The organism is Streptomyces sp. UG1, assembly GCF_049974585.1.
Classification (GTDB): Bacteria; Actinomycetota; Actinomycetes; order Streptomycetales; family Streptomycetaceae; genus Streptomyces.
In genome coordinates, this window is sequence record NZ_JBNGGG010000044.1 from 19,310 (window position 1) to 41,551 (window position 22,242).

Annotated in this window: 19 protein-coding genes and 2 tRNA genes; 19 read left to right on the forward strand and 2 right to left on the reverse strand. The window is 70.0% G+C overall.

From position 1 onward, the window contains the following. Nucleotides 1-152 precede the first annotated feature (152 nt). From ACP4J3_RS38965 to ACP4J3_RS38985, 5 genes are all read left to right on the forward strand, one after another. Nucleotides 153-1,712 (forward strand): alkaline phosphatase D family protein, encoded by a 1,560-nt coding sequence (locus ACP4J3_RS38965; RefSeq protein WP_426541071.1) that lies wholly within the window; start codon nucleotides 153-155, stop codon nucleotides 1,710-1,712. A gap of 105 nt (nucleotides 1,713-1,817) precedes the next feature. Then, a complete protein-coding gene (locus tag ACP4J3_RS38970; protein ID WP_426541072.1) occupies nucleotides 1,818-3,032 on the forward strand; it encodes a hypothetical protein in 1,215 nt (404 codons plus the stop codon). A gap of 181 nt (nucleotides 3,033-3,213) precedes the next feature. Continuing rightward, a complete protein-coding gene (locus ACP4J3_RS38975; RefSeq protein WP_426541073.1) occupies nucleotides 3,214-4,713 on the forward strand; it encodes a D-ribitol-5-phosphate cytidylyltransferase in 1,500 nt (499 codons plus the stop codon). 149 nt (nucleotides 4,714-4,862) lie between these two features. Continuing rightward, on the forward strand, nucleotides 4,863-6,896 hold the full coding sequence (locus tag ACP4J3_RS38980; RefSeq protein WP_426541142.1) for a hypothetical protein: 2,034 nt from the start codon (nucleotides 4,863-4,865) through the stop codon (nucleotides 6,894-6,896). 189 nt (nucleotides 6,897-7,085) lie between these two features. Further along, nucleotides 7,086-8,312 (forward strand): glycosyltransferase family 2 protein, encoded by a 1,227-nt coding sequence (locus ACP4J3_RS38985; RefSeq protein ID WP_426541074.1) that lies wholly within the window; start codon nucleotides 7,086-7,088, stop codon nucleotides 8,310-8,312. Here ACP4J3_RS38985 and ACP4J3_RS38990 read toward each other — a convergent pair. Next, nucleotides 8,281-10,329 carry a hypothetical protein gene (locus ACP4J3_RS38990; protein WP_426541075.1) on the reverse strand — a complete coding sequence of 683 codons (2,049 nt, stop codon included), beginning with the start codon at nucleotides 10,327-10,329 and terminating at the stop codon, nucleotides 8,281-8,283. The genes ACP4J3_RS38985 and ACP4J3_RS38990 overlap by 32 nt on opposite strands. A gap of 232 nt (nucleotides 10,330-10,561) precedes the next feature. Between ACP4J3_RS38990 and proB the strand changes: the two genes are divergently transcribed. From proB to ACP4J3_RS39015, 5 genes are all read left to right on the forward strand, one after another. Next, on the forward strand, nucleotides 10,562-11,668 hold the full coding sequence (proB, locus tag ACP4J3_RS38995; protein ID WP_426541143.1) for a glutamate 5-kinase: 1,107 nt from the start codon (nucleotides 10,562-10,564) through the stop codon (nucleotides 11,666-11,668). Nucleotides 11,669-11,850: 182 nt separating this feature from the next. Further along, on the forward strand, nucleotides 11,851-12,294 hold the full coding sequence (locus ACP4J3_RS39000) for a hypothetical protein (protein ID WP_426541076.1): 444 nt from the start codon (nucleotides 11,851-11,853) through the stop codon (nucleotides 12,292-12,294). 92 nt (nucleotides 12,295-12,386) lie between these two features. After that, nucleotides 12,387-13,673, forward strand: coding sequence for a glutamate-5-semialdehyde dehydrogenase (locus tag ACP4J3_RS39005; protein ID WP_426541077.1), 1,287 nt, complete (start codon nucleotides 12,387-12,389; stop codon nucleotides 13,671-13,673). Between the two features lie 152 nt (nucleotides 13,674-13,825). Beyond that, the gene (locus ACP4J3_RS39010) at nucleotides 13,826-14,404 is read left to right on the forward strand and encodes a hypothetical protein (RefSeq protein WP_426541078.1); all 579 of its coding nucleotides are present in this window, start codon (nucleotides 13,826-13,828) and stop codon (nucleotides 14,402-14,404) included. A gap of 121 nt (nucleotides 14,405-14,525) precedes the next feature. Continuing rightward, entirely contained in the window at nucleotides 14,526-15,602 is a 1,077-nt protein-coding gene (locus tag ACP4J3_RS39015) for a hypothetical protein (RefSeq protein WP_426541079.1), read from the forward strand. A 96-nt stretch (nucleotides 15,603-15,698) separates the two neighbouring features. Here ACP4J3_RS39015 and ACP4J3_RS39020 read toward each other — a convergent pair whose 3' ends face one another. Beyond that, nucleotides 15,699-16,796 (reverse strand): M48 family metallopeptidase, encoded by a 1,098-nt coding sequence (locus ACP4J3_RS39020; RefSeq protein ID WP_426541080.1) that lies wholly within the window; start codon nucleotides 16,794-16,796, stop codon nucleotides 15,699-15,701. Between the two features lie 137 nt (nucleotides 16,797-16,933). On the opposite strand from ACP4J3_RS39020, the gene ACP4J3_RS39025 reads away from it, so the two are divergent. The 9 genes from ACP4J3_RS39025 (at nucleotide 16,934) to ACP4J3_RS39065 (ending at nucleotide 22,127) form a co-directional block, all read left to right on the forward strand. After that, on the forward strand, nucleotides 16,934-17,095 hold the full coding sequence (locus tag ACP4J3_RS39025; RefSeq protein WP_426541081.1) for a hypothetical protein: 162 nt from the start codon (nucleotides 16,934-16,936) through the stop codon (nucleotides 17,093-17,095). A gap of 130 nt (nucleotides 17,096-17,225) precedes the next feature. Beyond that, complete coding sequence (locus tag ACP4J3_RS39030; protein WP_426541082.1) at nucleotides 17,226-17,393, forward strand: hypothetical protein; 168 nt, start codon at nucleotides 17,226-17,228, stop codon at nucleotides 17,391-17,393. 76 nt (nucleotides 17,394-17,469) lie between these two features. Next, nucleotides 17,470-18,108, forward strand: coding sequence for a nicotinate-nucleotide adenylyltransferase (gene nadD / locus ACP4J3_RS39035; RefSeq protein WP_426541083.1), 639 nt, complete (start codon nucleotides 17,470-17,472; stop codon nucleotides 18,106-18,108). 26 nt (nucleotides 18,109-18,134) lie between these two features. Then, complete coding sequence (locus tag ACP4J3_RS39040) at nucleotides 18,135-19,820, forward strand: LytR C-terminal domain-containing protein (protein WP_426541084.1); 1,686 nt, start codon at nucleotides 18,135-18,137, stop codon at nucleotides 19,818-19,820. Between the two features lie 210 nt (nucleotides 19,821-20,030). Further along, nucleotides 20,031-20,477: a ribosome silencing factor gene (gene rsfS, locus ACP4J3_RS39045; protein ID WP_194046120.1), complete on the forward strand. Its 447-nt coding sequence runs from the start codon at nucleotides 20,031-20,033 to the stop codon at nucleotides 20,475-20,477. Continuing rightward, nucleotides 20,468-21,136, forward strand: coding sequence for a histidine phosphatase family protein (locus tag ACP4J3_RS39050; protein WP_426541085.1), 669 nt, complete (start codon nucleotides 20,468-20,470; stop codon nucleotides 21,134-21,136). Before rsfS ends, ACP4J3_RS39050 begins: the two co-directional genes overlap by 10 nt. 96 nt (nucleotides 21,137-21,232) lie before the next feature. Next, nucleotides 21,233-21,305: transfer RNA gene (locus ACP4J3_RS39055), tRNA-Ala, on the forward strand. Nucleotides 21,306-21,705: 400 nt separating this feature from the next. Then, on the forward strand, nucleotides 21,706-21,939 hold the full coding sequence (locus ACP4J3_RS39060; RefSeq protein ID WP_003976229.1) for a hypothetical protein: 234 nt from the start codon (nucleotides 21,706-21,708) through the stop codon (nucleotides 21,937-21,939). Between the two features lie 115 nt (nucleotides 21,940-22,054). Continuing rightward, nucleotides 22,055-22,127, forward strand: a tRNA-Ala gene (locus ACP4J3_RS39065). The last annotated feature ends 115 nt before the right edge of the window (nucleotides 22,128-22,242 follow it).

Sequence of the window (22,242 nt, forward strand, 5' to 3'; positions counted from 1 at the left end):
CGGTCAGGGCACGTTCGTATGCCCCTGCGACGGGTCTTCTGTTGTCTCCCTGTTTGTCATGCACGCGAAGTATGCCGTTCAGCGGGCGGTCCGCCCTGAAGAGTGAGCATCCCATTGTGTCCAAGTGGCCAGCGAGGCATGGGAGTTCGCCGATGACCGGAGAGATCGGGTCAGTGTCCCCCGACCGACGCCGTTTCCTGACCGCCGGAGCCGCCGTCCTGGGCGCCGCGGCCTCCGCCCAGTTGTGGCTGCCGACCGCTGCCCGGGCGGCCGAAACCCCGTTGCCCGACGGCGTGTTCAGCCTCGGCGTCGCCTCCGGTGACCCGCTGCCCGACGGCATCGTGCTGTGGACGCGGCTCGCGCCGGACCCGCTGAACGGCGGCGGCATGCCCGACGCCGTCGTCTCCGTGGAGTGGGAGATCGCCGAGGACGAGCGGTTCCGCAAACCGGTGCGCCGCGGTGTCGCCCAGGCCCGGCCCGAGTTGGGGCACAGCGTTCACGTCGACGTACGGCGGCTGCGCCCCGGCCGTACGTACTGGTACCGCTTCCGCACCGGCGGCCAGATCTCACCGACCGGCCGCACCCGCACCGCGCCCCACCCGGCGAGCTCCGGCGGCAGGCTGCGCATGGCGCTGGCCTCCTGCCAGAACTGGCAGCACGGCTACTTCACGCCGTACGCCGACATGCTGGACCAGGACCCCGACTTCGTCCTGTTCGTCGGCGACTACATCTACGAGTCGACGCCGTCGGCGACCGCCCTGCGCCGGCACGAGGGCACCGGTGAGCCGTACAGCCTGGTCCAGTACCGCAACCGGTACGCCCAGTACCGCACCGACCCGGACCTCGCGGCGATGCACGCGAACGCGCCCTTCGTGGTGACCTTCGACGACCACGAGATCGACAACGACTTCGCCGGTGACATCCCGCAGGACCCGGACAAGCAGCCGCACGACGCGTTCGTGGCCCGGCTGACCGCCGGCTACCAGGCGTACTACGAGCACATGCCGGTCCGGGCGAGCGCCATCCCGAACGGCCCGCACATCCAGATGTACCGCCGCCTGGAGTTCGGCCGCCTGGCCCGGCTCAGCGTGCTGGACACCCGGCAGTACCGCAGCGACCAGGTCACCAGCCAGGAGGCGGCCCAGGACCCCTCGCTCACCATGCTCGGCGCCCGGCAGAAGAGGTGGCTGATCGACGGGCTGCGGCACTCGCCGGCCCGCTGGAACATGATCGGCTCGCAGATCATGATGGCCGAGACCGACCTCCAGGTCGGCCCGGGCAAGCTCTGGTTCTACGACGCCTGGGACGGCTACCAGGCCGAGCGCAACGCCCTGATGGAGGAGCTGAAGCACGTCCGCAACCCGGTCGTGTTCACCGGCGACCGCCACCTGACGATGATCAGCGACCTCAAGGAGGACTACGCCGACCCGGACTCCGCCGTCGTGGGCGCCGAGTTCGTGGGGACGTCCATCTCCAGCAACGGCGACCAGGACCAGGCAGCCTTCCACAGGGAGTGGGACCCGCGGATGCCGGACAACCCGCACTGGAAGCTGCTCGACGCCCACCGCGGCTACCACCTGTTCGACGTCCGCCGTGACGGCATCGACGCACAGGTGCGGATCGTGGACACGGTCCGGCGGCAGACGGCGACGCCGAGCACGCTGGCGCGGCTGCGGGTGGAGTCGGGCCGGCCGGGCGTCAAGGTCGTGTGACTTCCGTCGCCCCTGATGAGAGGGCCTGGGACTCGCCTGGGACTCATCCCCGTCCCAGGCGTCTCTCAGCATGTTCTCAAGAACGTCTCTTACCCTCTCCTAACCATGGAGACGGACTGCACGAGAGACGAACCACCGGCCGACGGCGGCATGATCGCTCCGCTGCCCGCCGGAACCCGCCTGCTGCACATCGGCCCGCACAAGACTGGCACCACCTCGATCCAGGGCGCCCTTTTCGAGGCCAGGGAGGACATGGCCCGGCACGGCGTCGAGTGGCCGGCCACCACCCGGCACCCCATGGAGGCGGTGCTCGCCGCCTGCGCCCGCACCGGCATGATGGGTGACACCCGGCCCACCGAGCAGCACTGGGAACGGCTGCTGCAGCAGGTGCGCGCGACGGGCGGGCACACCTCGGTGCTCAGCAGCGAGTTCTTCGCCGACGCCGCCGACGACGCGACCGTCGGGCGGATCGTCGAGCAGCTCGGCGGCGACCGGGTGCACGTCCTGGTCACGCTGCGCCCGATCGCGCGGATCATGCCCTCGCAGTGGCAGCAGTACGTGCAGAACGGCCTGCGCATGGGCTACGAGGACTGGCTGCGGCACATGCTTCGGAAGGCGCCGTACGAGCAGCCCACCCCCAGCTTCTGGCGCCGGCACCGGCACGACCGGCTCATCGAGCGCTGGGCCGGGGCGGTGGGCACGGAGCGGGTCACCGTCGTCGTGGTGGACGACCGGGACCGGGAGGGTCTGATGCGCGCCTTCGAGGCGCTGCTCGGGCTGCCCGAAGGGCTGTTGCGGCCCGTTCCGGATGCCGCGAATCGCTCGCTCACCCTCGCCGAGACCGAAATGCTGCGGAATCTTAATAAGGAATTCCGCGCCAATGAACTGCCGGAGGAGCTCTATTCACAGCTCGTCCGCAACGGCGCCGTGATGCATATGAAGAATGCGTGCACTCCCGGTCCCGGCGACGTGAAGATCGGCACTCCGCAATGGGCCGTCGAAGCCGCCGCCGGGATCGGCGCGGAGATGGCGGAGCGCATCGGGGAGATGGGGGTGCGGGTCATCGGCGATCTGCGTCTTCTGTCGGGCGACCGGAGCCTTCTGCCGGCCATACCGAAGCCCGCGACCCGCACCGACGCGGAGCCCCGCCTCGCTCCGGAAGCCGCCGCTCAGGCTCTGTACGGCGCCCTCGCGGCGGCCGCCGCCGCACCCCTGCGGCACACTGCGGCCGCCAAGTCGCGCACGGTGCATCAGACGTCGTCCGGGGAACTCGTGCGGGTGCTCGGGTACCGCTGCCTCAAGCGGCTGAGGCTTCGCTGACCCTGTGCGGTTACTCACAGCAATTGACAGGAACGCCCGGAGTGCCCCTCGGTATTGACCATGCGTACAAGGTGAATGACAGGTTGCGCGCACATATGCAGCCGGGGACGCTCACCTTGCACTGCGGTAACCCCAAGTGGGACCATTTCCAAGTTCCCAGTCGCCACAAGGTAGGTCACCTGTGTCCCAGCACATAGCCAAGCCCCGTACCACCGCAGTGATCCTGGCCGGTGGCACCGGTCAGCGCGTGGGTCTGTCGATCCCCAAGCAGTTGCTGAAGATCGCCGGCAAGGCAGTCATCGAGCACACCCTGACCACCTTCGAGAAGGCCGACTCGATCGACGACGTCATCGTGCTGATGGCGCCCGGCTATGTGCCGGACGTCGAGAAGATCGTCGCCAAGGCCGGGTTCACGAAGGTCAAGAAGATCATCGAGGGCGGCTCGACACGCAACGAGACCACCGAGCGCGCCATCGCGGCCCTCGGCGAGGGCCTGGCCGAGGGCGAGGACCTCAACGTCCTGTTCCACGACGCCGTGCGTCCGCTGCTGTCACGGCGCGTGATCGACGACTGCGTGGTGGCGCTGGAGCGTTACCAGGCCGTCGACGTCGCCATCCCGTCCGCGGACACCATCATCGTCACGCGCACGCACGGTGAGGACGGCGAGTTCATCACCGAGATCCCGGACCGCTCCCGGCTGCGCCGCGGCCAGACCCCGCAGGCCTTCAAGCTGTCCACGATCAAGCGGGCCTACGAGGTCGCGGCCGGTGACCCCAACTTCCAGGCCACGGACGACTGCACCGTCGTACTCAAGTACCTGCCGGACGTGCCGATCCACGTCGTCGCGGGTGACGAGTACAACATGAAGGTCACCCAGCCCGTCGACGTCTTCATCGCCGACAAGCTGTTCCAGCTCGCTTCCACCGCCACGCCCGAGCAGGTCTCCGAGGAGGCCTACCGCGAGCTGCTGACCGGCAAGACCGTCGTCGTCTTCGGCGGTTCGTACGGCATCGGCAAGGACATCGCCGAACTCGCCGAGTCCTACGGCGCCAAGGTGTACGCGCTGGGCCGCTCCACCACCGGCACCCACGTGGAGAACCCGGAGGAGGTCGACGACGCGCTGTCCAAGGCCTACGCCGAGACCGGGCGCATCGACTACGTCGTCAACACCGCCGGTGTGCTGCGCATCGGCAAGCTCGCCGAGACCGACAACGCCACCATCGAGGAGGCGCTGAAGGTCAACTACCTCGCCCCGGTGCAGATCGCGCGGTCCTCGTACAAGTACCTGGCCGAGACCAAGGGCCAACTGTTGCTGTACACCTCCAGCAGCTACACCCGCGGCCGCGCCGAGTACAGCCTCTACTCCTCGACCAAGGCCGCCATGGTGAACCTCACCCAGGCCCTGTCCGACGAGTGGGCCGGCGACGGCATCCGCGTCAACTGCATCAACCCCGAGCGCACCGCCACCCCGATGCGCACCAAGGCCTTCGGCCAGGAGCCCGCCGGCAGTCTGCTCTCCTCCGAGGCCGTCGCCCGTACGTCCCTGGACGTGCTGCTGTCCGAGCTGACCGGCCATGTCATCGACGTCCGCCAGCAGGACCCGACCGCGGCCGCCGGCCAGGCGTCCGGTTTCGAGCAGGCACTGGCCAGTGTCCTCGACCGCCAGGACGGCATGGCATAATCAAGATTTAATAGCCTTATGGAATTCAGGCCTCTGCGTTTCTTCTTTCACGAAGAATTCACAGAGGCCTGAGTCCTTCCCCCCCCTCAGACCGGCCCCTCTCCCTGAGCAGGTTCTCCGTGATATCCACCGCTATTCGCGTCGCCCGGGTGGGCAGCGCGGCCGAGCTGGCCGCGGCGGCTCTCATGATGCTGGGCTTCCCGGCACTCATGCTGGCCGCGCTCGTCCCGAGCATTCCCGCCTTCGCGGCCGCGGCCGCCGTGACGTACCTGGCGGACCACTATCTGCACCGCAAGAGCAGTTATCTGGTCAACCGTCTGAGCAAGGTGCGTGCCGGTCTGTCGATCCGGTTCCTGATCCGGCAGTTGCTGCTGATCCTGCTGCTGGCCCGGCTCAGCCTCGCGGACAACCTGATCTACTACGGCGCGATCGCCTGCTTCATCGCCTTCTACGGCCTTCAGGCCCCGCACGGCGCGCTGGTCACCCTGATCCGCAACCGCCGCCGTATGCCGGTCGCCACCCGCAACATCGACCTCGCCTCCCGCATCCGCATCCCGGACGCCCCGTCGCGCCGGCTGCTGCACCGCTCGGCCGAGAAGATGCTGCACCTCGACCTCGCGGCCGTCGTCGGCATCCTCGTCTCCGGCGCCCTGGAGTCGGCCGTCGTCGGCTTCGTCGGCATCGGCATCACCGTGGGCCTGGGCAGCGCGTACGTGCTGGCGCTGATGCCGTACGTGCGCGGCGCGAAGACCCCGCCGAACGCCGACAAGGTCCTGGCCGCCGTCGACGACTGGCTGGCCGAGTACAAGCCCGAGACGGTGCTGTACTTCTCCGGCTCCAAGGACTCCGCCTACCAGGTCAACATGTGGCTGGAGACCATGGAGCAGCTGGACTCCAAGCCGTTGATCATCCTGCGTGAGCGGGCCATCCTGAACAGCCTGGCGCCCACCACGGTCCCCGTCATCTGTGTGCCGGGCGGTGTGCACCTGATGAACCTGGACCTGACCAACGTGCGCGTCGCGCTGTACGCGGCGAACGTCGGCAAGAACATCCACCTGCTGCGCGTGCCCACCATGAAGCACGTCTTCATCGGCCACGGCGACAGCGACAAGCTGGCCAGCGTCAACCCGTACAGCAAGGTCTACGACGAGGTGTGGACCGCCGGCCGCGCCGGCCGCGACCGCTACGCCATAGCCGACGTCGGCGTCCGTGACGAGGACATCGTCGAGGTCGGGCGCCCGCAGCTCGCGCCGATCCAGGGCCGGCACGGCGTCCCCGAAGGCCGCACCCCGACGGTCCTGTACGCGCCGACCTGGGAGGGCTGGGACGGCAACCCCGGCAACACCTCGCTCGTGCTCGCCGGTGAGAACATCGTGAAGAAGCTGGTCAAGGCCGACCCGCCGGTCCGCGTCCTGTACAAGCCGCACCCCTTCACCGGCACCGTCAGCAAGGAGGCCGGCGCCGCGCACCGGCGGATCACCGCGCTGGTCGAGAAGGCCGCCGCCGAGCGGGCCACCGATACGCGCTTCACGGTCGACGCCGCCGCGCAGAGCGCCGCCAAGGCCGAGCTGACCCGCATCGAGGCCCGCCTGGCCGAGCTGTCCGGCAACGGCGGTGGCAACGGCAACGGCTTCGGCAAGGGCGACGAGGCCGAGGCCACCCGTGACGGCCTGGTGGACATCGCCAAGCACGAGGAGATCGCCCGACTGCGCACCGAGTGGAACGACGCGTACTGGCGGTCCGTCCCGGACTGGGAGCACCGCGTCATCACCGGCGCCGAGCCGCGGCTGTACGACTGCTTCAACGTCTCCGACGCGATGGTCTCGGACATCTCCAGCGTGGTCTCCGACTTCATCGCCAGCGGCAAGCCGTACGCCGTCACGGACTCCGCCGAACTGGGCGTGGAGGAGTTCAAGCGGCAGAACACCGCGGTGCGCGCGGCGACGATCCTGTCCAACAGCGCGGCCGAGCTGGGCGAGCTGCTGGACGCCGTACGGGACCCGTCCGCCGACCCGCTGGCCGAGGACCGCAAGGACCTCAAGCGGTACCTGCTGGGCCCGGACGAGCCGACGTCCATCGAGCAGTTCAACACCGCCGTGGCGAACCTCGCCATCAAGGCCGAGGCGCGCAACGTCGGCCAGGAGTCACGAGCGGCGGCCACCGGCGCCGAGCTGACCGCCTGACCCGCAGACCTAACGCAGGGCGCGGCCCCCGAGGAATCCTCCTCGGGGGCCGCGCCCTTTCTGTGAGCTCTCGACGTGATCTGTCTCACCAAGTCATGTCCATGAGGCAACCGCTTCCCACAATCGGCCGTCTAGCAGGTAAACGAATTAGGTGGCACAGGGGAGATATCCCCTTAAAGAGGAGAAGACGTGACCGTTGCGCAGCCTGATGTGACTGTGATCATCGGGGCGTACGAAGCGATGCCGTACCTGGTCGAGTGCCTGGCATCCGTCGAGGCGCAGACCATCGACCCGGAGCGCATCGAGGTCATCGCCGTCGACGACGGTTCGACGGACGGCACGGGGGAGTGCCTGGAGGAGTTCGCGGCCCGCGTGCCGATGCAGGTCACCGTCATCCGCCAGGAGAACTCCGGCGGCCCCAGCGGCCCGCGCAACGTCGGTCTGTCCAAGGCGACCGGGCGTTACGTCTTCTTCCTCGACGCCGACGACCGGCTGGGCCCCGAGGCCCTGGAGCGCATGGTCGCGATGGCCGACGAGAACGGCACGGACGTCGTGCTCGGCCGCATCGAAGGCGTCAACCGCAGCGCACCCAAGTCGATGTGGGGCAAGACGCTGGACCGTACCGACGTCTTCTCCTCCAACATCAAGTTCACGCTGAGCGCGCAGAAGCTGTTCCGCCGGGACCTGCTGACCCGGCACGACATGCGCTTCGACGAGTCCCTGTGGACCGGCGAGGACGCGCTGTTCACCATGGAGGCCTATCTGCGGGCCGACGGCGTGTCCGTGGTCGCCGACTACACCTGCTACTACCTGGTGGGCCGCGACGACGGCAAGCACGTCACGAAGAGCGGCGGCTACACCCTGCGCTTCGACTCGGCACGCGCCCTGATGAACCTGATAGCCGAGCACATACCCGCGGGCGACCGGCGCGACCTGCTCATGATCCGCCCCTTCCTCATCACCCTGCTGCCGCAGTTCGGGCCCCAGTACGCCAGGGACAGCGAGAAGGTCAGGCAGCACAAGCTGGAACTCGCGCGGCCCCTCATGGACGCCTTCTGGACCCCCGGCATCGCCCGCCGCCTCAAGGTCCACGAGCGCCTGCGCCTGCACCTGGTCGCCGAACAGCGCCCCGAACTCCTCCTGCCCGTGGTGGAGTTCGTCAAGGCCAAGAAGCAGGCGGAGGCCCTCCTGGAGAAGAAGGGCCACCGGGTCTATCTCGTCTACCCGCACTTCCGGGACCGGGCGGCGGGGATTTCCGACTCCGTGTACCTCGCCGAACCGCGCGAGGCCCGCGCCATCCACGGGTATCGCGAGGGCGGCACGGACTCGTTCCTGCGGCGTGCGGCGCGCAAGGCGCGCCGGGTGCTCAGGTCCTCGGGCGGGCCTACGCCGGGTGGGCGGGCTGCGGCGGCGTAGGCGACCGGCGCTGGTCCGGGATCTCGGTGGCGATCTCCGCCGCCAGCCGCTCCGCCATCCGCGCCCGGTGCTCCTCGGCCTTGGCACACAGCGCCTGCACGGCCGCGTTGAAGCGCACCTGTGACACCGGCTCGTCGGGCCCCAGCAGTTCGCGCTTCAACTCCGCCCGCGCCTCGGCCAGTTCGTCCTTCTCGGGGTGCCGCACCGTCTCCAACAGGTCCGGCACCCCGGCCCCGTCCGGCGTCAGCACGGTCGCCGCGCGCACGGTCGGGAACGCCTTGCGGAACACGTCCTCCCCGAAGCCGCTGGTGTTGGCCACGGCGTACGGCTTCCCGCTCGCCAGGAAGTCGCTGATCACGCTGGACACATCGCTGATCAGCAGGTCCGACCGGTTGAAGCAGGCGTACAGCGTGGGCCGGACGTCCGTGACGACCTGGTGCTCCCACGGCGGCAGCGACGCCCAGTACGCCTCCTCCCAGGCCGCCGTGGCCGCCGCCACCGCGTCCGCCCGCCCCGGCTCCGGCGCCGACTGGACCATCATCCGCTCCACCTGATCGGCACCGGCCCGCAGCGCGGTCGTGGTGAGCCGGTCCAACTCCCGTGTCCGCAGAGCGAGTTCCCCCGTGTCACGCGGCCGCTCGCCCGCCCGCTCCCGGTTCGCCGCCCGGATCAGCTCACGGATCCGCAGATCGGCCGCCCCGGCACGCGGATCCACCGAACCGGTCAGCGGATGCGGCTTGTACAGCAGCCGTACGCCGGGGTCGGCGAGCAGCGCCCGTACGAGGTTCTCGCCGGCCTCGATCACCGAGGTGTTGCCCGGGTTGCCGTCCCAGCCCTCCCAGGTCGGCGCGTACAGGACGGTCGTGCCGGCGTCCGTCGGAGGGCCCTCGTACTGCCGTACGTCATCCAGTTGCGGGCGGCCGATCTCCACCACGTCCTTGTCCTCGACGCCGACCTCGGCCAGCGCGTACCGCTCCCGCGCCGCCGGACCGGCCACCCACACCTCGTCGTAGGCCTTCGCGTACGGGTTGCAGGACGACAGCTTGTCGCTCTCCCCGTGGTTGACGAAGGTGTGCTTGAGCGTGGGGATGCGCAGCACCTGGGAGGTCTTGCCGGAGTTCGAGGGGTGGATGAGGACCTGGAGCGAGGAGTCCTCCAGGCGCATCAGCGTCGAGACCTTCGGCAGGCACAGGATCGGTACGTCGGTCGGGGCGATCTTCTGCACCATGAACCGCTCGCGCAGCACGATCAGTGGCCGGCCGTCCACCTTCGCGAGCGGCTCCAGCCACATGTTGGCCTGGTACGCCGAGGCTGCGCCGCCGGAGAAGTACAGGCCGACCGTCGGCCGGTACTCCGCCAGCCAGGCGTCCAGCCACGCCAGCGCCTCCCGCTCGCTCGCCGGGCGACGGCTCGGCAGCAGCCGCAGCAGGAGGTCGTACAGGCCCAGCAGGGCGAGCCCCAGGGACAGCGCGATGCCCAGCGCCGCGCAGCGCGGGTCGTCGGTGGCCGCGGTGGTCAGCAGGCCCGCCGTGGCCGGGAGGCCGTAGGCCGGCAGACGGTCGGCGGGGCGGCGCAGCAGGGCCGGCGGGGCGGGGGACAGGCGCAGCGCGGAGGCGTCGATGTTGCGGGTGACCACCGGCAGGGTGCGGGTGCGGCGGACCAGCACCGACAGCGCCTGGATGGCGCAGTGCAGCGCGTAGAAGGCGAGCAGTCCGGCGACGAGCGGTGTGTACAGCGTCTCCCGCTGCTGCTCGCCCAGCCGCAGCAGGGCCACGACGAGCAGCAGGTCCCGCAGCACATGTCGCACGGTGATGTCCGCGTGGGACTTGGCGAACATCGACAGCATGCCGCGGTGCCAGCGGTACAGCGCGCCCTCGACGGCCAGGGACGTGACCGTCGCGGCGAGCAGCAGCGGGACGTGCGGGCGCAGCGCGGCCACGGCCTGGGCGCAGAAGGCTGCCACCAGGAGAGCCGCGACCAGGGCTCTGGCCGGGATGCGGGACGGGGGTGTGGGCAACTGCGGTCACTCCAAGGTCGGCGCGGGACGTTCGTGCGCCCGGGTTAACGCGCGGCTGCCTACAGACGACACGCACGTGTCCTGAGTGCCCGCAGTGACGCGCGGTGGTCGGCTCCTGGCTGTCCGGAGGCTGGACGGGTGCGCGCCGCACCATCCGCTTCGCGTAGATTTCGAGGCAGGCAACCGGCGTCCGGGCGAGGGGAAAGCACAGGTGGCAGGGGCAAGGCAGGGTGTGCGCGAGGCCCGCAGGGTCGTCGTCAAGGTGGGCTCCTCGTCGCTGACGACCGCTTCGGGCGGCCTGGACGCCGACCGCGTCGACGCGCTCGTGGACGTCCTGGCCAAGACCCGCAGCGGCGGGGAGCGGGAGGTCGTCCTGGTCTCCTCCGGCGCCATCGCGGCCGGACTCGCCCCGCTGGGCCTGCGCCGCCGCCCCAAGGACCTGGCCCGCCAGCAGGCCGCCGCCAGCGTCGGCCAGGGCCTGCTCGTCGCCCGCTACACCGCCTCCTTCGCCCGCTACGGCGTCCGCGTCGGCCAGGTGCTGCTGACCAGCGACGACATGAGCCGCAGGGCCCACCACCGCAACGCCTCGCGCACCCTCGACAAGCTGCTCGCGATGGGCGCGTTCCCGATCGTCAACGAGAACGACACCGTCGCCACGGACGAGATCCGCTTCGGCGACAACGACCGGCTCGCCGCGCTGGTGGCGCATTTGGTGCGGGCCGACCTGCTGGTGCTGCTGTCCGACGTGGACGGCGTGTACGACGGCGACCCCAGCAAACCGGGGACGTCGCGGATAGCGCAGGTGCGCGAGCCGTCCGACCTCGCCGGGGTCGACATCGGCAGCGCGGGCAAGGCGGGCGTCGGCACCGGCGGCATGGTCACCAAGGTCGAGGCGGCCCGGATCGCGGCCGCCGCCGGCATCCCCGTGGTGCTGACCAGCGCGATCCACGCGGCCGAGGCCCTCTCCGGCGGCGACACCGGCACGTACTTCCACGCCACCGGCAAGCGCTCCGCGGACCGGCTGCTGTGGCTCCAGCACGCGTCCACTCCGCAGGGTGCGCTCACCCTGGACGACGGTGCGGTACGGGCGGTCGTGGAGCACCGCAAGTCCCTGCTCCCGGCCGGGATCGCCGCCGTCGAGGGCGAGTTCAGCGCGGGCGACCCGGTCGAACTGCGCGACAGCACGGGGCACGCGGTCGCACGCGGGCTCGTCAACTTCGACGCCAAGGAGATCCCGCAACTGCTCGGGCGATCGACGCGGGAGCTGGCGCGGGAGCTGGGGGCGGAGTACGAGCGGGAGGTCGTGCACCGGGACGACTTGGTGGTCATGCATCCCTGAGGGCTTGGTGAGTACGGGGCCCTGGAAGGCGGCTGCGGCCGAAAACAGGGGGAACGCCCTGCTATCGGCGTCGCCCTGAGGTGGACGTTCCGCAAAACCGCCCCGCGAGCCCTTGCGGCCTGCTCAACTTTGTCTCAGGGACACATTCCACACTGCTCGACCCTTGCGTGAAGGAGGCCGTCGTGAGACGAGTGCGCCCCGGGGCGGCGGCGTCCCGCACGGCCGGTGAGGAGCGCGCCTTGACGAGCGTCGCGGCCGGAGACCGGTACGAGCAGCCCGAGGACCTGCCCCGCCTGTGGCACGTCACCCTCAGCGTCTCCGGCCAGGAGGCCCCGCTGAAGGAGGTGCGGCGCGCCCTCGAGCAGCTCGCCCACGACCACCCCTTTCTGCTGACCAGCCGGTATGCCAACGACCACGCCGAGATCCGCTACTGGGAAGAGGCCCGCGACCTGCACGACGCGGCGGCCGTCGCCCTGCGCCTGTGGGGCGAGCACCGGCAGAGCGCGGGGCTGCCGCCCTGGGAGATCGTCGGCCTGGAGGTCATCGACCGCGAGACCTATCACCAGCGCATCGCCGAGGGCTACGGACCGCCGCCGGCGACCCCGGTCGGTGTCCACCCCTATTGAACCGACACCCCTGATTGATCCGACCTGGGCGTCTTGTCTCGCGGTTCGGAACACCCGGCGGCCCGGCCCCGCGACCGCACTACCCTTCTTTCATGACCACGCTTTCGCCGTACGACTCCATGTCCCCGGTCAACCGGGCCGCCTACCGCGCCAAGGCCGCCGCCGCCGACCTCGCCCCGCTGCCGCGGGCCGAGAAGGACGACGCGCTGCTGGCCATCGCGGACGCCCTGGAAGTCCGTACGAGTGAGATCGTCGAGGCCAACGCCAAGGACATCGCCAAGGCCCGCGAGGCCGGCACCAGCGAGGCGATCATCGACCGGCTGACGCTGACGCCGGAGCGCGTGCGGGCCATCGCCTCCGACGTCCGGGACGTCGTCGCGCTACCCGACCCGGTCGGCGAGGTCGTGCGCGGCTCGACGCTTCCCAACGGCATCGACCTGCGCCAGGTCCGCGTCCCGCTCGGCGTCGTCGGGATCATCTACGAGGCCCGCCCGAACGTCACCGTGGACGCCGCCGCCCTGTGCCTGAAGTCCGGCAACGCCGTGCTGCTGCGCGGCTCGGCCTCGGCGTACGAGTCGAACACCGCCCTCGTCCGGGTGCTCCGCGACGCCGTGGGCGGGGCCGGGCTGCCCGCCGACGCCGTGCAGCTCGTGCCCGGCGAGAGCCGCGAGAGCGTGCGCGAGCTGATGCGGGCCCGCGGCCTGGTCGACGTGCTGATCCCGCGCGGCGGCGCCTCGCTGATCCAGACCGTCGTCTCGGAGTCGATCGTCCCGGTCATCGAGACCGGCACCGGCAACTGCCACGTCTACGTCGACGCCCACGCCGACCTCGACATGGCCCTCGAGATCCTGATCAACTCCAAGGCCCAGCGGGTCAGCGTCTGCAACGCCGCCGAGACCCTGCTGGTCCACCAGGACATCGCCCCCGAGTTCCTGCCGCGCGCCCTGGACGCCCTCGCGGAGGCCGGGGTGACCGTGCACGCCGACGAGAGGGTGCTGGCGTACGCCAAGGACTCCAAGGCGACCGTCGTCGAGGCCACGGCGGAGGACTGGGAGACGGAGTACCTGTCGTACGACATCGCGGCGGCGGTGGTCGACTCTCTCGACAGGGCCGTCGAGCACATCCGGCTGTGGACCTCCGGTCACACCGAGGCCATCGTCACCACCTCGCAGCAGGCCGCCCGCCGCTTCACCCAACTGGTCGACTCCACGACGGTCGCGGTGAACGCCTCCACCCGCTTCACCGACGGCGGCCAGTTCGGCTTCGGCGCGGAGATCGGCATCTCCACGCAGAAGCTGCACGCCCGCGGCCCGATGGGCCTGCCGGAGCTGACCAGCACCAAGTACATCGTCACCGGGGACGGGCACGTACGGCGCTGAGCGGCGTCGGGGGCGCGCGGCGCACGACCAGGGCATATGCGTCCGACACGCGCCCCCGCGCTGCCTCCGTGCCGCACGAGAGGCGTCTCACAAGGCGGATGAATTTCCATACCGTCTGCCCAAATTGACCCCCCAGGACTACTCTGGATCCCGTGCCGGAGGACGTGGGGGGCACGCCGTTCCCTGACGGCTGGGAGCCCGACGACGACCACGACCGCGGGGTGTCGGACGAAGAGTTCGCCTCCGTGGTCTTCGACGAGGCCTTCGTACGGGCGGCCGTGGTGCACGAGCCGACCGCCGTCGAACGCCTCCTGGCCGCCGCCCAGGCCAGAGCGGAGGCCTCCGAGGCGGAAGCGCGCCGGGCACACGGCCGGGGCGAGCGGTACGAGGAGGGGTACGGCCCCGACGACCGCACCGGTTTCGGCCATGATCCCGAGCTGGACGATCTGGACGACACGGACATTCTCGAGGGCCCTTACGGCGCCCCGGGCACGTACGGCAAGCAGGTCCGCTGGCATCGTCCGGTCGCCTGGATCCTCGCCCTCGTGATGGGCATCGGCATGGTCGCGCTGGCCTTCGCGGCGGTCTACCGCGGCGCCTCCTCGGACAACCGGGACCCGGGCTCGCCACCGGGGGCGTCCACCGGGCTGGAGCAGGGTGGCGCGGCGTCGCCCTCCGCCTCCGCCGACTACTCGCCACCGGCCGTCCCGGCGACCCCGCGCACGCCCTGACCGGAGTCGATCGAGGGCCTGAGCACTACGGAGAGCTGCCGCGCAATCCTGGTGAGAACCTGTCAGAACTTGTCGCGCAGCAGGGCGTTTACCCGACCTTCCGGCGACCTACCCTGAAGATATGGGAGGGCCTGGAGACCCACCTGAGGGGACACCCGAAGGCGGCCCCGGAGGTGGCGAGGAAGAGTACCGATCCGTCGTCTTCGACGAGTCGTTCGTCCGCGCTGCCCGCCTCCAGGAGTTCTCCGCACAGGAGCGCATCGCCGACCACGCGCCCGCCGTGCGCCGCCGTCCGCCTCTGCGCCGCGGGCTGTCCCGGCAGGCGCTCGTCCTCGTCCTGCTGATCGCCGTGGCCTTCGGTACGGCGATCTACATGGGTGTACGGCACCCCTATCAGACCCCGGCCTCCTCCGGGCCGACCGCCGAGCCGCTGCGGATGACCGTCATCCCGCTCGCCCCGCAGGGCGAGGTGCCCGGGACGGCCGACGCCGACTCTCTGTACGCGCACAGTCCCGCCGCGCAGTTCCGGATCGGCGCGGAGGGCATCCCGCTGCCGGCCGCGCGGCGTACCGCGCACTTCTCCGACGGCGATGTCACGAACGCGCTGACCATCGCGAAGGACTACATCGTGCGGTCCTCGCTGTATCCCGAGGTGCTCACCGGCGACCAGGTGCGTCCGGTGCGGGTGCTGCTGGATCCCGATCAACTGGACCAGTTCGACCAGAGCTTCGGGCGTCCGGCTGCGGACGGGCGGCACGCGCCGACCGGGTGGCTGGTGCGCTTCGACTCCTCCCAGGCGGAGCTGGCCGATCGCCGGATCCGGGTCCAGGGCACGCTCCAGGCCGCCGAGGCCGACTCGTCGACGCTCGAGGTCACGGCCGACCACACCTTCGTCTACGCCCTGCGGGCATCGGACGCCGGTGCGAAGGCTGCCGAGGCGTCACTGTTCACCGTGCGGCGGGAGCTGCACTTCCGCTTCGACCGCGAGGACCTGCGGCTGCACCAGACCCAGCTCGTCGTCTCCTACGTCCAGGCCGGCCCGCTGTCCTGCGCCGACGACTCGACGAACCGGCTGCGTCCGCTGCTGGCGGGCCAGACGGCGAAGGAGGGCGGCCCGGCCGGCACCGACCCCTACGCCACCGGCGGGGCGACGGCACTGTGCGGATCGCTGGCGGCGGGGGCGCAGCCGAAGGTGTGAGCCAAGGGGGGTGAGCCGCCGGGAAACTCGGAACAGGCCCTGTCCTCGGTCCCTCGCTCCTCAGTCCCCGCTCCTGAGTCCCCGGTCCCGGAGTCGTCAGTCCCCGGTCCCGGAGTCGTCCCTGTCGTCCCGCCTCGGTCCGTCCTTCGGCGGGGCGCTCGTGAAGCCGCCGAAGCCTCGCCGGACCCGACCGCCCAGGTCGCCCGCGCCGCCCGCGATGTCCGTGACCAGCTTCATCAGCGGGTCCTTGGAGGACTTCACATGGGTGGCGTAGTGGGACGCCGACTCGCGGAAGGAGCCGCTGACCGAGGTGTCCTTGTCCTCCGAGCGGCGCGGGTAGTGGCCGTCCATGATCCGCTGGTAGTCACGGGACTCGGACCACTTCTTCAGCTCGGCCGCGCGGACCGTGGTGAAGGGGTGGGAGCGCGGCAGCACGTTCAGGATCTTCAGCACCGAGTCGCGCAGGTCGCCGCCCGCCTCGTACTCCTCGGCCTGCTTCAGGAACGCGTCCACGTTCATCTGGTGCAGATGGTGGCCGCCCGCGAGCTTCATCAGGCCGCGCATCGAGGCCTGCAGGTCCTGGCCGACCAGCAGGCCGGCGCGGTCGGCGGACAGCTCCGACTTGCGGAACCACTCCCGCAGCGCGGTGACGATCGCCATGATCGCGAGATTGCCGAGCGGGATCCAGGCGACCCGGACCGCCAGGCTGGTCAGGAACAGCAGAATCGTGCGGTACACCGAGTGACCGGAGAGGGCGTGGCCCACCTCGTGGCCGATCACCGCCCGCATCTCCTCCTCGTCGAGCAGCTCGACCAGGCCCGTGGTGACCACGATGATCGGCTCGTCCAGGCCGATGCACATCGCGTTGGGCACCGGGTCCTGGTTGACGTACATCGGCGGGACCTTCTCCAGGTCCAGGATGTAGCAGGCGTCCCGCAGCATGTCGTTGAGGTCGGCGAACTGCTGTTCCGAGACCCGCACGGAGTCGGACAGGAACAGCAGCCTGAGGCTGCGCTCGGGCAGCAGGCCGCTCAGCGCCTTGAAGACCGTGTCGAAGCCGCTGAGCTTGCGCAGGGCCACCAGGGCCGAGCGGTCCGCCGGATGCTCGTACGCACGCGAGGAGATCTCGGGGAAACGCCTGCGCTGCCGGCTCGGTACGTTCTCGTGCCCGTTGTGCTCGTGGCCGTCGGACATGTCTTCCCCCATGTGCGTGTGGATGGGTCTCTCTCGGCCCTTTGCGGAGCCTTGTTCCGCCCTTTGCGCCCCCGAAGCTGAGCCCAGCCTAGGCGGAGTTACCGTGGACGGGCACTACAACGAAGGAGTTCCGCGTCATGGAGCACAACCCCGCGGCCGCCTGGCTCACCGAGGCCGCGAGCGCCGCCGAGCAGCAGGGGGCGGGGAATCTGCTCCGGGTCGTACTGATCGTGATGGTCGTGGGCTGTGTGCTGACCGCGTGGTTCCTGTTGCGGGGCTACAGGCGGAAGGACGACTGAGCGGCCCGGAAGGTTCCCGCCGCTCGTCGAAGGCGGCCCAACGGTGGAGTCGGCGTGATGGCCGTCATGGCGCCCGCTTACGATGAGCCGACATCTTTATCCCGCCCACACCCGATAGGTCACGCCGAAGATGAGCTTCCACAGCGCCGCTGCCCAGTTGGTCACCCTCGCCGCCGAGGGCGAGGAGCACGGTGGCGGCAACCACGACAGCATCAGCGCCTGGGCCACCGGCGGTGGCGCGTTCATCATCCTCATGCTGCTGCTGTGGATCACCACCCGCTTCAACCGCGACCGCTGAGTCCCGGCCAGCCCCTCACTTCGCCCGGCCCACGGCCGGCCGGAGCTCTCAGGCGGGGCCGGTAGGGTCTGCACGCATGGGAGAGCAGGACATGCCTACCGGCCCCGGAAACGGCCCGACGAACCACGGCAAGCGCCGTCTCGGCGTCATGGGCGGAACGTTCGACCCGATCCACCACGGCCACCTCGTCGCGGCCAGTGAGGTGGCCGCGCAGTTCCACCTCGACGAGGTCGTGTTCGTCCCGACCGGCCAGCCCTGGCAGAAGACCCACCGGCACGTCTCCCCGGCCGAGGACCGCTATCTGATGACGGTCATCGCCACCGCCGAGAACCCGCAGTTCTCCGTCAGCCGCATCGACATCGACCGCGGCGGCCCGACGTACACGGTGGACACCCTGCGCGACCTGCGCGCGCTCAACCCCGACACCGACCTGTTCTTCATCACCGGCGCCGACGCCCTCGCCCAGATCCTGACCTGGCGGGACTCCGAGGAACTGTTCTCCCTCGCGCACTTCATCGGCGCCACCCGGCCCGGCCACCACCTCGACGACGACGGCCTCCCGGAAGGCGGCGTGTCGTTGGTCGAGGTTCCCGCGCTGGCCATCTCGTCCACCGATTGCCGCGCGAGAGTCGCGAAGGGAGAGCCCATCTGGTATCTGGTGCCCGACGGAGTCGTGCGCTACATCGACAAACGTGAGCTGTACCGCGGCGAGTGAGGCGAGTGAGCCGAGAGGGGCTACCGGTGAACGACCGATACGACGCGGGGGCCGAAGGATACGGCGGCGACCAGTACGAACTCGTCGGATACGACGAATACGGGCGGCCGGTGTACCGACAGATCCCGCAGCAGCGGCCGCCCCAGCAGCAGTACGACCCCTACGCACAGCAGGGCTACGGCTACGACCCGTACGCGACGGGCACGCAGCAGCAACCCCAGTCGTACGACTCCTACCCGGCCGGCGACACCGGCCGGCAGCCGCCCACGCCGCCCTACGACCCGTACGGCACCGGCACCCACTCGGCGCCGTACGACCCCTACGGCCGTACCGCCTCCAGCGGACAGCAGCCGCGCGTCGCCGAGCAGACCGCCTACATCCCGCACCAGGCCGGGCCGGTCGAGGACCAGGGGAGCCAGGAGCGCGGCGACCGCGGTGACTACCGCACCGAGCAGTTCGCGTTCGTCGAGGAGCCCGACTCGGACTCCGAGGACGTCATCGACTGGCTGAAGTTCACCGAGAACCGCACCGAGCGCCGCGAGGAGGCCAAGCGACGGGCACGCGCGCGCGTGATCGCCCTCGTGGTCGTCCTGGCGATCGCCGCGGCCGGCGGCGTCGGCTACCTCTGGTACGCCGGAAAGCTGCCCGGCCTCACCGCGTCGGACGACAAGACCAGCGCATCGACGCCGGTGGGCGCCCAGAAGCGCGACGTGATCGTCGTCCATCTGCACGACACCAAGGGGGGCGGCACCTCCACGGCGCTGCTCGTGGACAACACCACCACCAAGCAGGCCACCACCGTGCTGCTGCCCAACTCCCTCGCCGTGAGCGGCGACGACGGCACCACGACCACGCTCGCCAAGTCGGTCGACGACGACGGCTCCTCCGGCACCCGCGACGCGATCGACACCGTCCTAGGCACCGAGATCCAGGGCACCTGGCGGCTGGACACCCCCTATCTGCAGAACCTCGTCGACCTGGTCGGCAACATCGAGGTCGACACCAACGCCGACGTGCCCGACCCGGACGCCAAGTCCAAGGGCGCCGCGCCCCTGGTGCGCAAGGGCAAGGCGCAGACCCTCAGCGGCAAGCTCGCCGTCGCCTACGCCACCTACCAGGGCTCGGGTGAAAACCCCAACGCCCAGCTCGAGCGGTTCGGGCAGGTCATGCAGGCCGTGCTGCGCAAGATGACCTCGGACACCGAGGGCGCGATCACCACCGTGCAGACGCTCGGCATGATCATCGAGCCGCCGCTGACCGACAAGGACCTCGGCGCCTTCCTCGCCCGGCTCGCCGACCTCGCCAAGGGCGGCGACTACAAGACGGCCCTGATGCCCGTCCAGGGCGACGGCACGCTGAGCGCGCAGGCGAGCGCCAGTGTCGTCAAGGACGTCCTCGGCGGCACCGCCAAGAGCCCCGACAAGGACGCCGCCGTCCGCGTGTCCGTGCGCAACGCCAGCGGCACCAGGGACAACACCGAAAGCGCCCGCGTGGTGCTGCTGAACGGCGGCTTCACCTTCCTGGAGGCGGGCACCGCGTCCACCGCGGCCACCTCGAAGGTCGTCTACGCCGACGCCGCCGACAAGGACAACGCCACCGAGGTCGCCAAGACCCTGGGCCTGTCCGCCGACGCGGTCGGCAAGGGCGACGTGCCCTCGAACGCGGACGTCTCGGTGGTCCTCGGCCAGGACTACAAGCCGTCGTCCTCGTAGCCGCGGAGTGTCCGGCGGTGTCCGACGGGTGCATCGCCGCAGGCCACCCCATGTGAGCCGGTAATCACGTGGGGCGCTGTCGGCGGTCCGTGAGACCCTTGGTGGCAAGTGTCCGCCGACGGGCTGCAACATGTGGGGGACAACCCCCGCACCCCCAGCCGACGCTTCACATCCGCCAGCTGAAACCTGCCCCCGACCGAAAGCTTCGTAGTGACCGCTACCGACCGTTCCCTCGAGCTCGTCAACACCGCCGCCCAGGCGGCCGCCGACAAGCTCGCGCACGACATCATCGCCTACGACGTCAGCGACGTCCTGTCGATCACGGACGCCTTCCTGCTGGCCTCCGCGCCCAACGACCGCCAGGTCAAGTCGATCGTCGACGAGATCGAGGAGCGGCTCCTGAAGGAGCTGGGCGCCAAGCCGGTGCGCCGCGAGGGCGACCGTGAGGCCCGCTGGGTGCTGCTCGACTACGTCGACATCGTCGTCCACGTCCAGCACAGCGAGGAGCGCGTCTTCTACGCCCTGGAGCGGCTGTGGAAGGACTGCCCCGAGCTCGAACTGCCCGACGACGCCAAGGCCACCCGCGGCAAGGCCGAGGAGCACGCCAAGCTGCAGGCCGCCGAGGAGGCGGCCGACCTGGGCGGTGAGTGGCGGTGAGCACCACCGACCAGGTGCCCGGCGGCCGGGGCCGCCGCGTCATCCTGTGGCGGCACGGCCAGACCTCGTGGAACGTGGAGCGCCGCTTCCAGGGCACCACGGACGTCCCGCTCACCGAGGCCGGCGTCTCCCAGGCCCGCCGCGCCGCCCGGCTGCTGGCCAACCTCAAGCCCGACGCGATCATCGCCTCCGACCTCCAGCGCGCCGCCCACACGGCCGCCGAGCTGGCCGGGCTCACCGGCTTGGCGGTGACGCACGACGAGGGTCTGCGCGAGACCTACGCGGGCGTCTGGCAGGGGCTGACGCACGAGGAGATCATCGCCCGGTACGGCGAGGAGTACGCCGCGTGGAAGCGCGGTGAGCCGGTGCGCCGAGGTGGCGGCGAACTGGAGACCGAGGTCGCCGACCGCGCCGCTCCGGTCGTGCTCCGGCACGCCGAGAAACTCCCCGACGACGGCACGCTCGTCGTCGTCAGCCACGGCGGCACCATCCGTACGACCATCGGCCGCCTCATCGGCCTGGAGGCCGGGTACTGGGAGAGCCTTGGCGGCCTCACCAACTGCTGCTGGTCCGTCCTGGGCGAGGGCGCGCGAGGGTGGCGCCTGCTGGAGCACAACGCCGGCACCCTGCCGGAGCCGGTGCTCGGCGACGACGACTGACGTCGGATTTCACTTTCCGGCAGGTCACAGGCTACAGTTCTTCTTGTTCGCCCGCCGAGCGGTGCGAGACAACATGCGGCTACCGCCGCGTGTCAAGGGGCTATAGCTCAGTTGGTAGAGCGCCTGCATGGCATGCAGGAGGTCAGGAGTTCAATTCTCCTTAGCTCCACAGTGAGACAACAAGATCCCGCCGATCGAAGCGATCGGCGGGATCTTCTGGTATCCGCCAAAGTGTTCGGGTTCGGCTTGAGTCACTTGGACCTCGCGGGCGTATACCTCTCAGGAGGCGCGCCGTGTCCGGACTGGTACTGAGGCGTCGCTGACCGTATTGGTCCGGCCGTGGCAGAATCAAACGGCCGGAAGGGGGCGCTGCCCGACGGGAGGGAGTAGCGATGCCTGTGAGCATCCTCGAAGAGGTCGGTGACCTCTTCGAAGCAGCATTGACACGGGATACGATCACTCGCCTCAACTGCCCCTCCTGCGGCTCCGTCCATGTCGCCCAGCTTCTTGGTGACAACGGCGGGGTTTCCTACGTGTGCACGGCCTGCGGCCATAGCTGGAGCTGATCGATGGGTGCACACAGGCGAAAGTGCGACTGGTGCGGCAGCGGAACGCCGATCGTCCGCGACATGGAACCGGTGAACCCCGACTACCAGTACTGGTGCGAGGAATGCGCGCGGGCGCTGATCATAAAGGGCGACCCGATCGAGACCTACCGCGAACTCGAGGGCGAACCGATCTACGGCCGGCTCCTCGAAGAGCACTGCACCCTCAAGCGCTTCTATTCCTTCGTCACGGCCTGACCTCACGCCTTGAACCGGACAAAAGCCCCGTATCAGACCCCACGGGAAACGATTTGGTGCTGCACCTGATCGACCGGTAATGTTGGCGTCGCCGCCAGGGAAACCGGGCGAACGAGGGGCTATAGCTCAGTTGGTAGAGCGCCTGCATGGCATGCAGGAGGTCAGGAGTTCAATTCTCCTTAGCTCCACAGTGTGAGATCCCGCCGGATCGGTTCGATCCGGCGGGATCTTTTGCGTGCGCGGACACCCTTGGTCTCAGGGGCGGTTGGGCAACGAACGAGGGGCCGCCCCCGGGCGGGACGG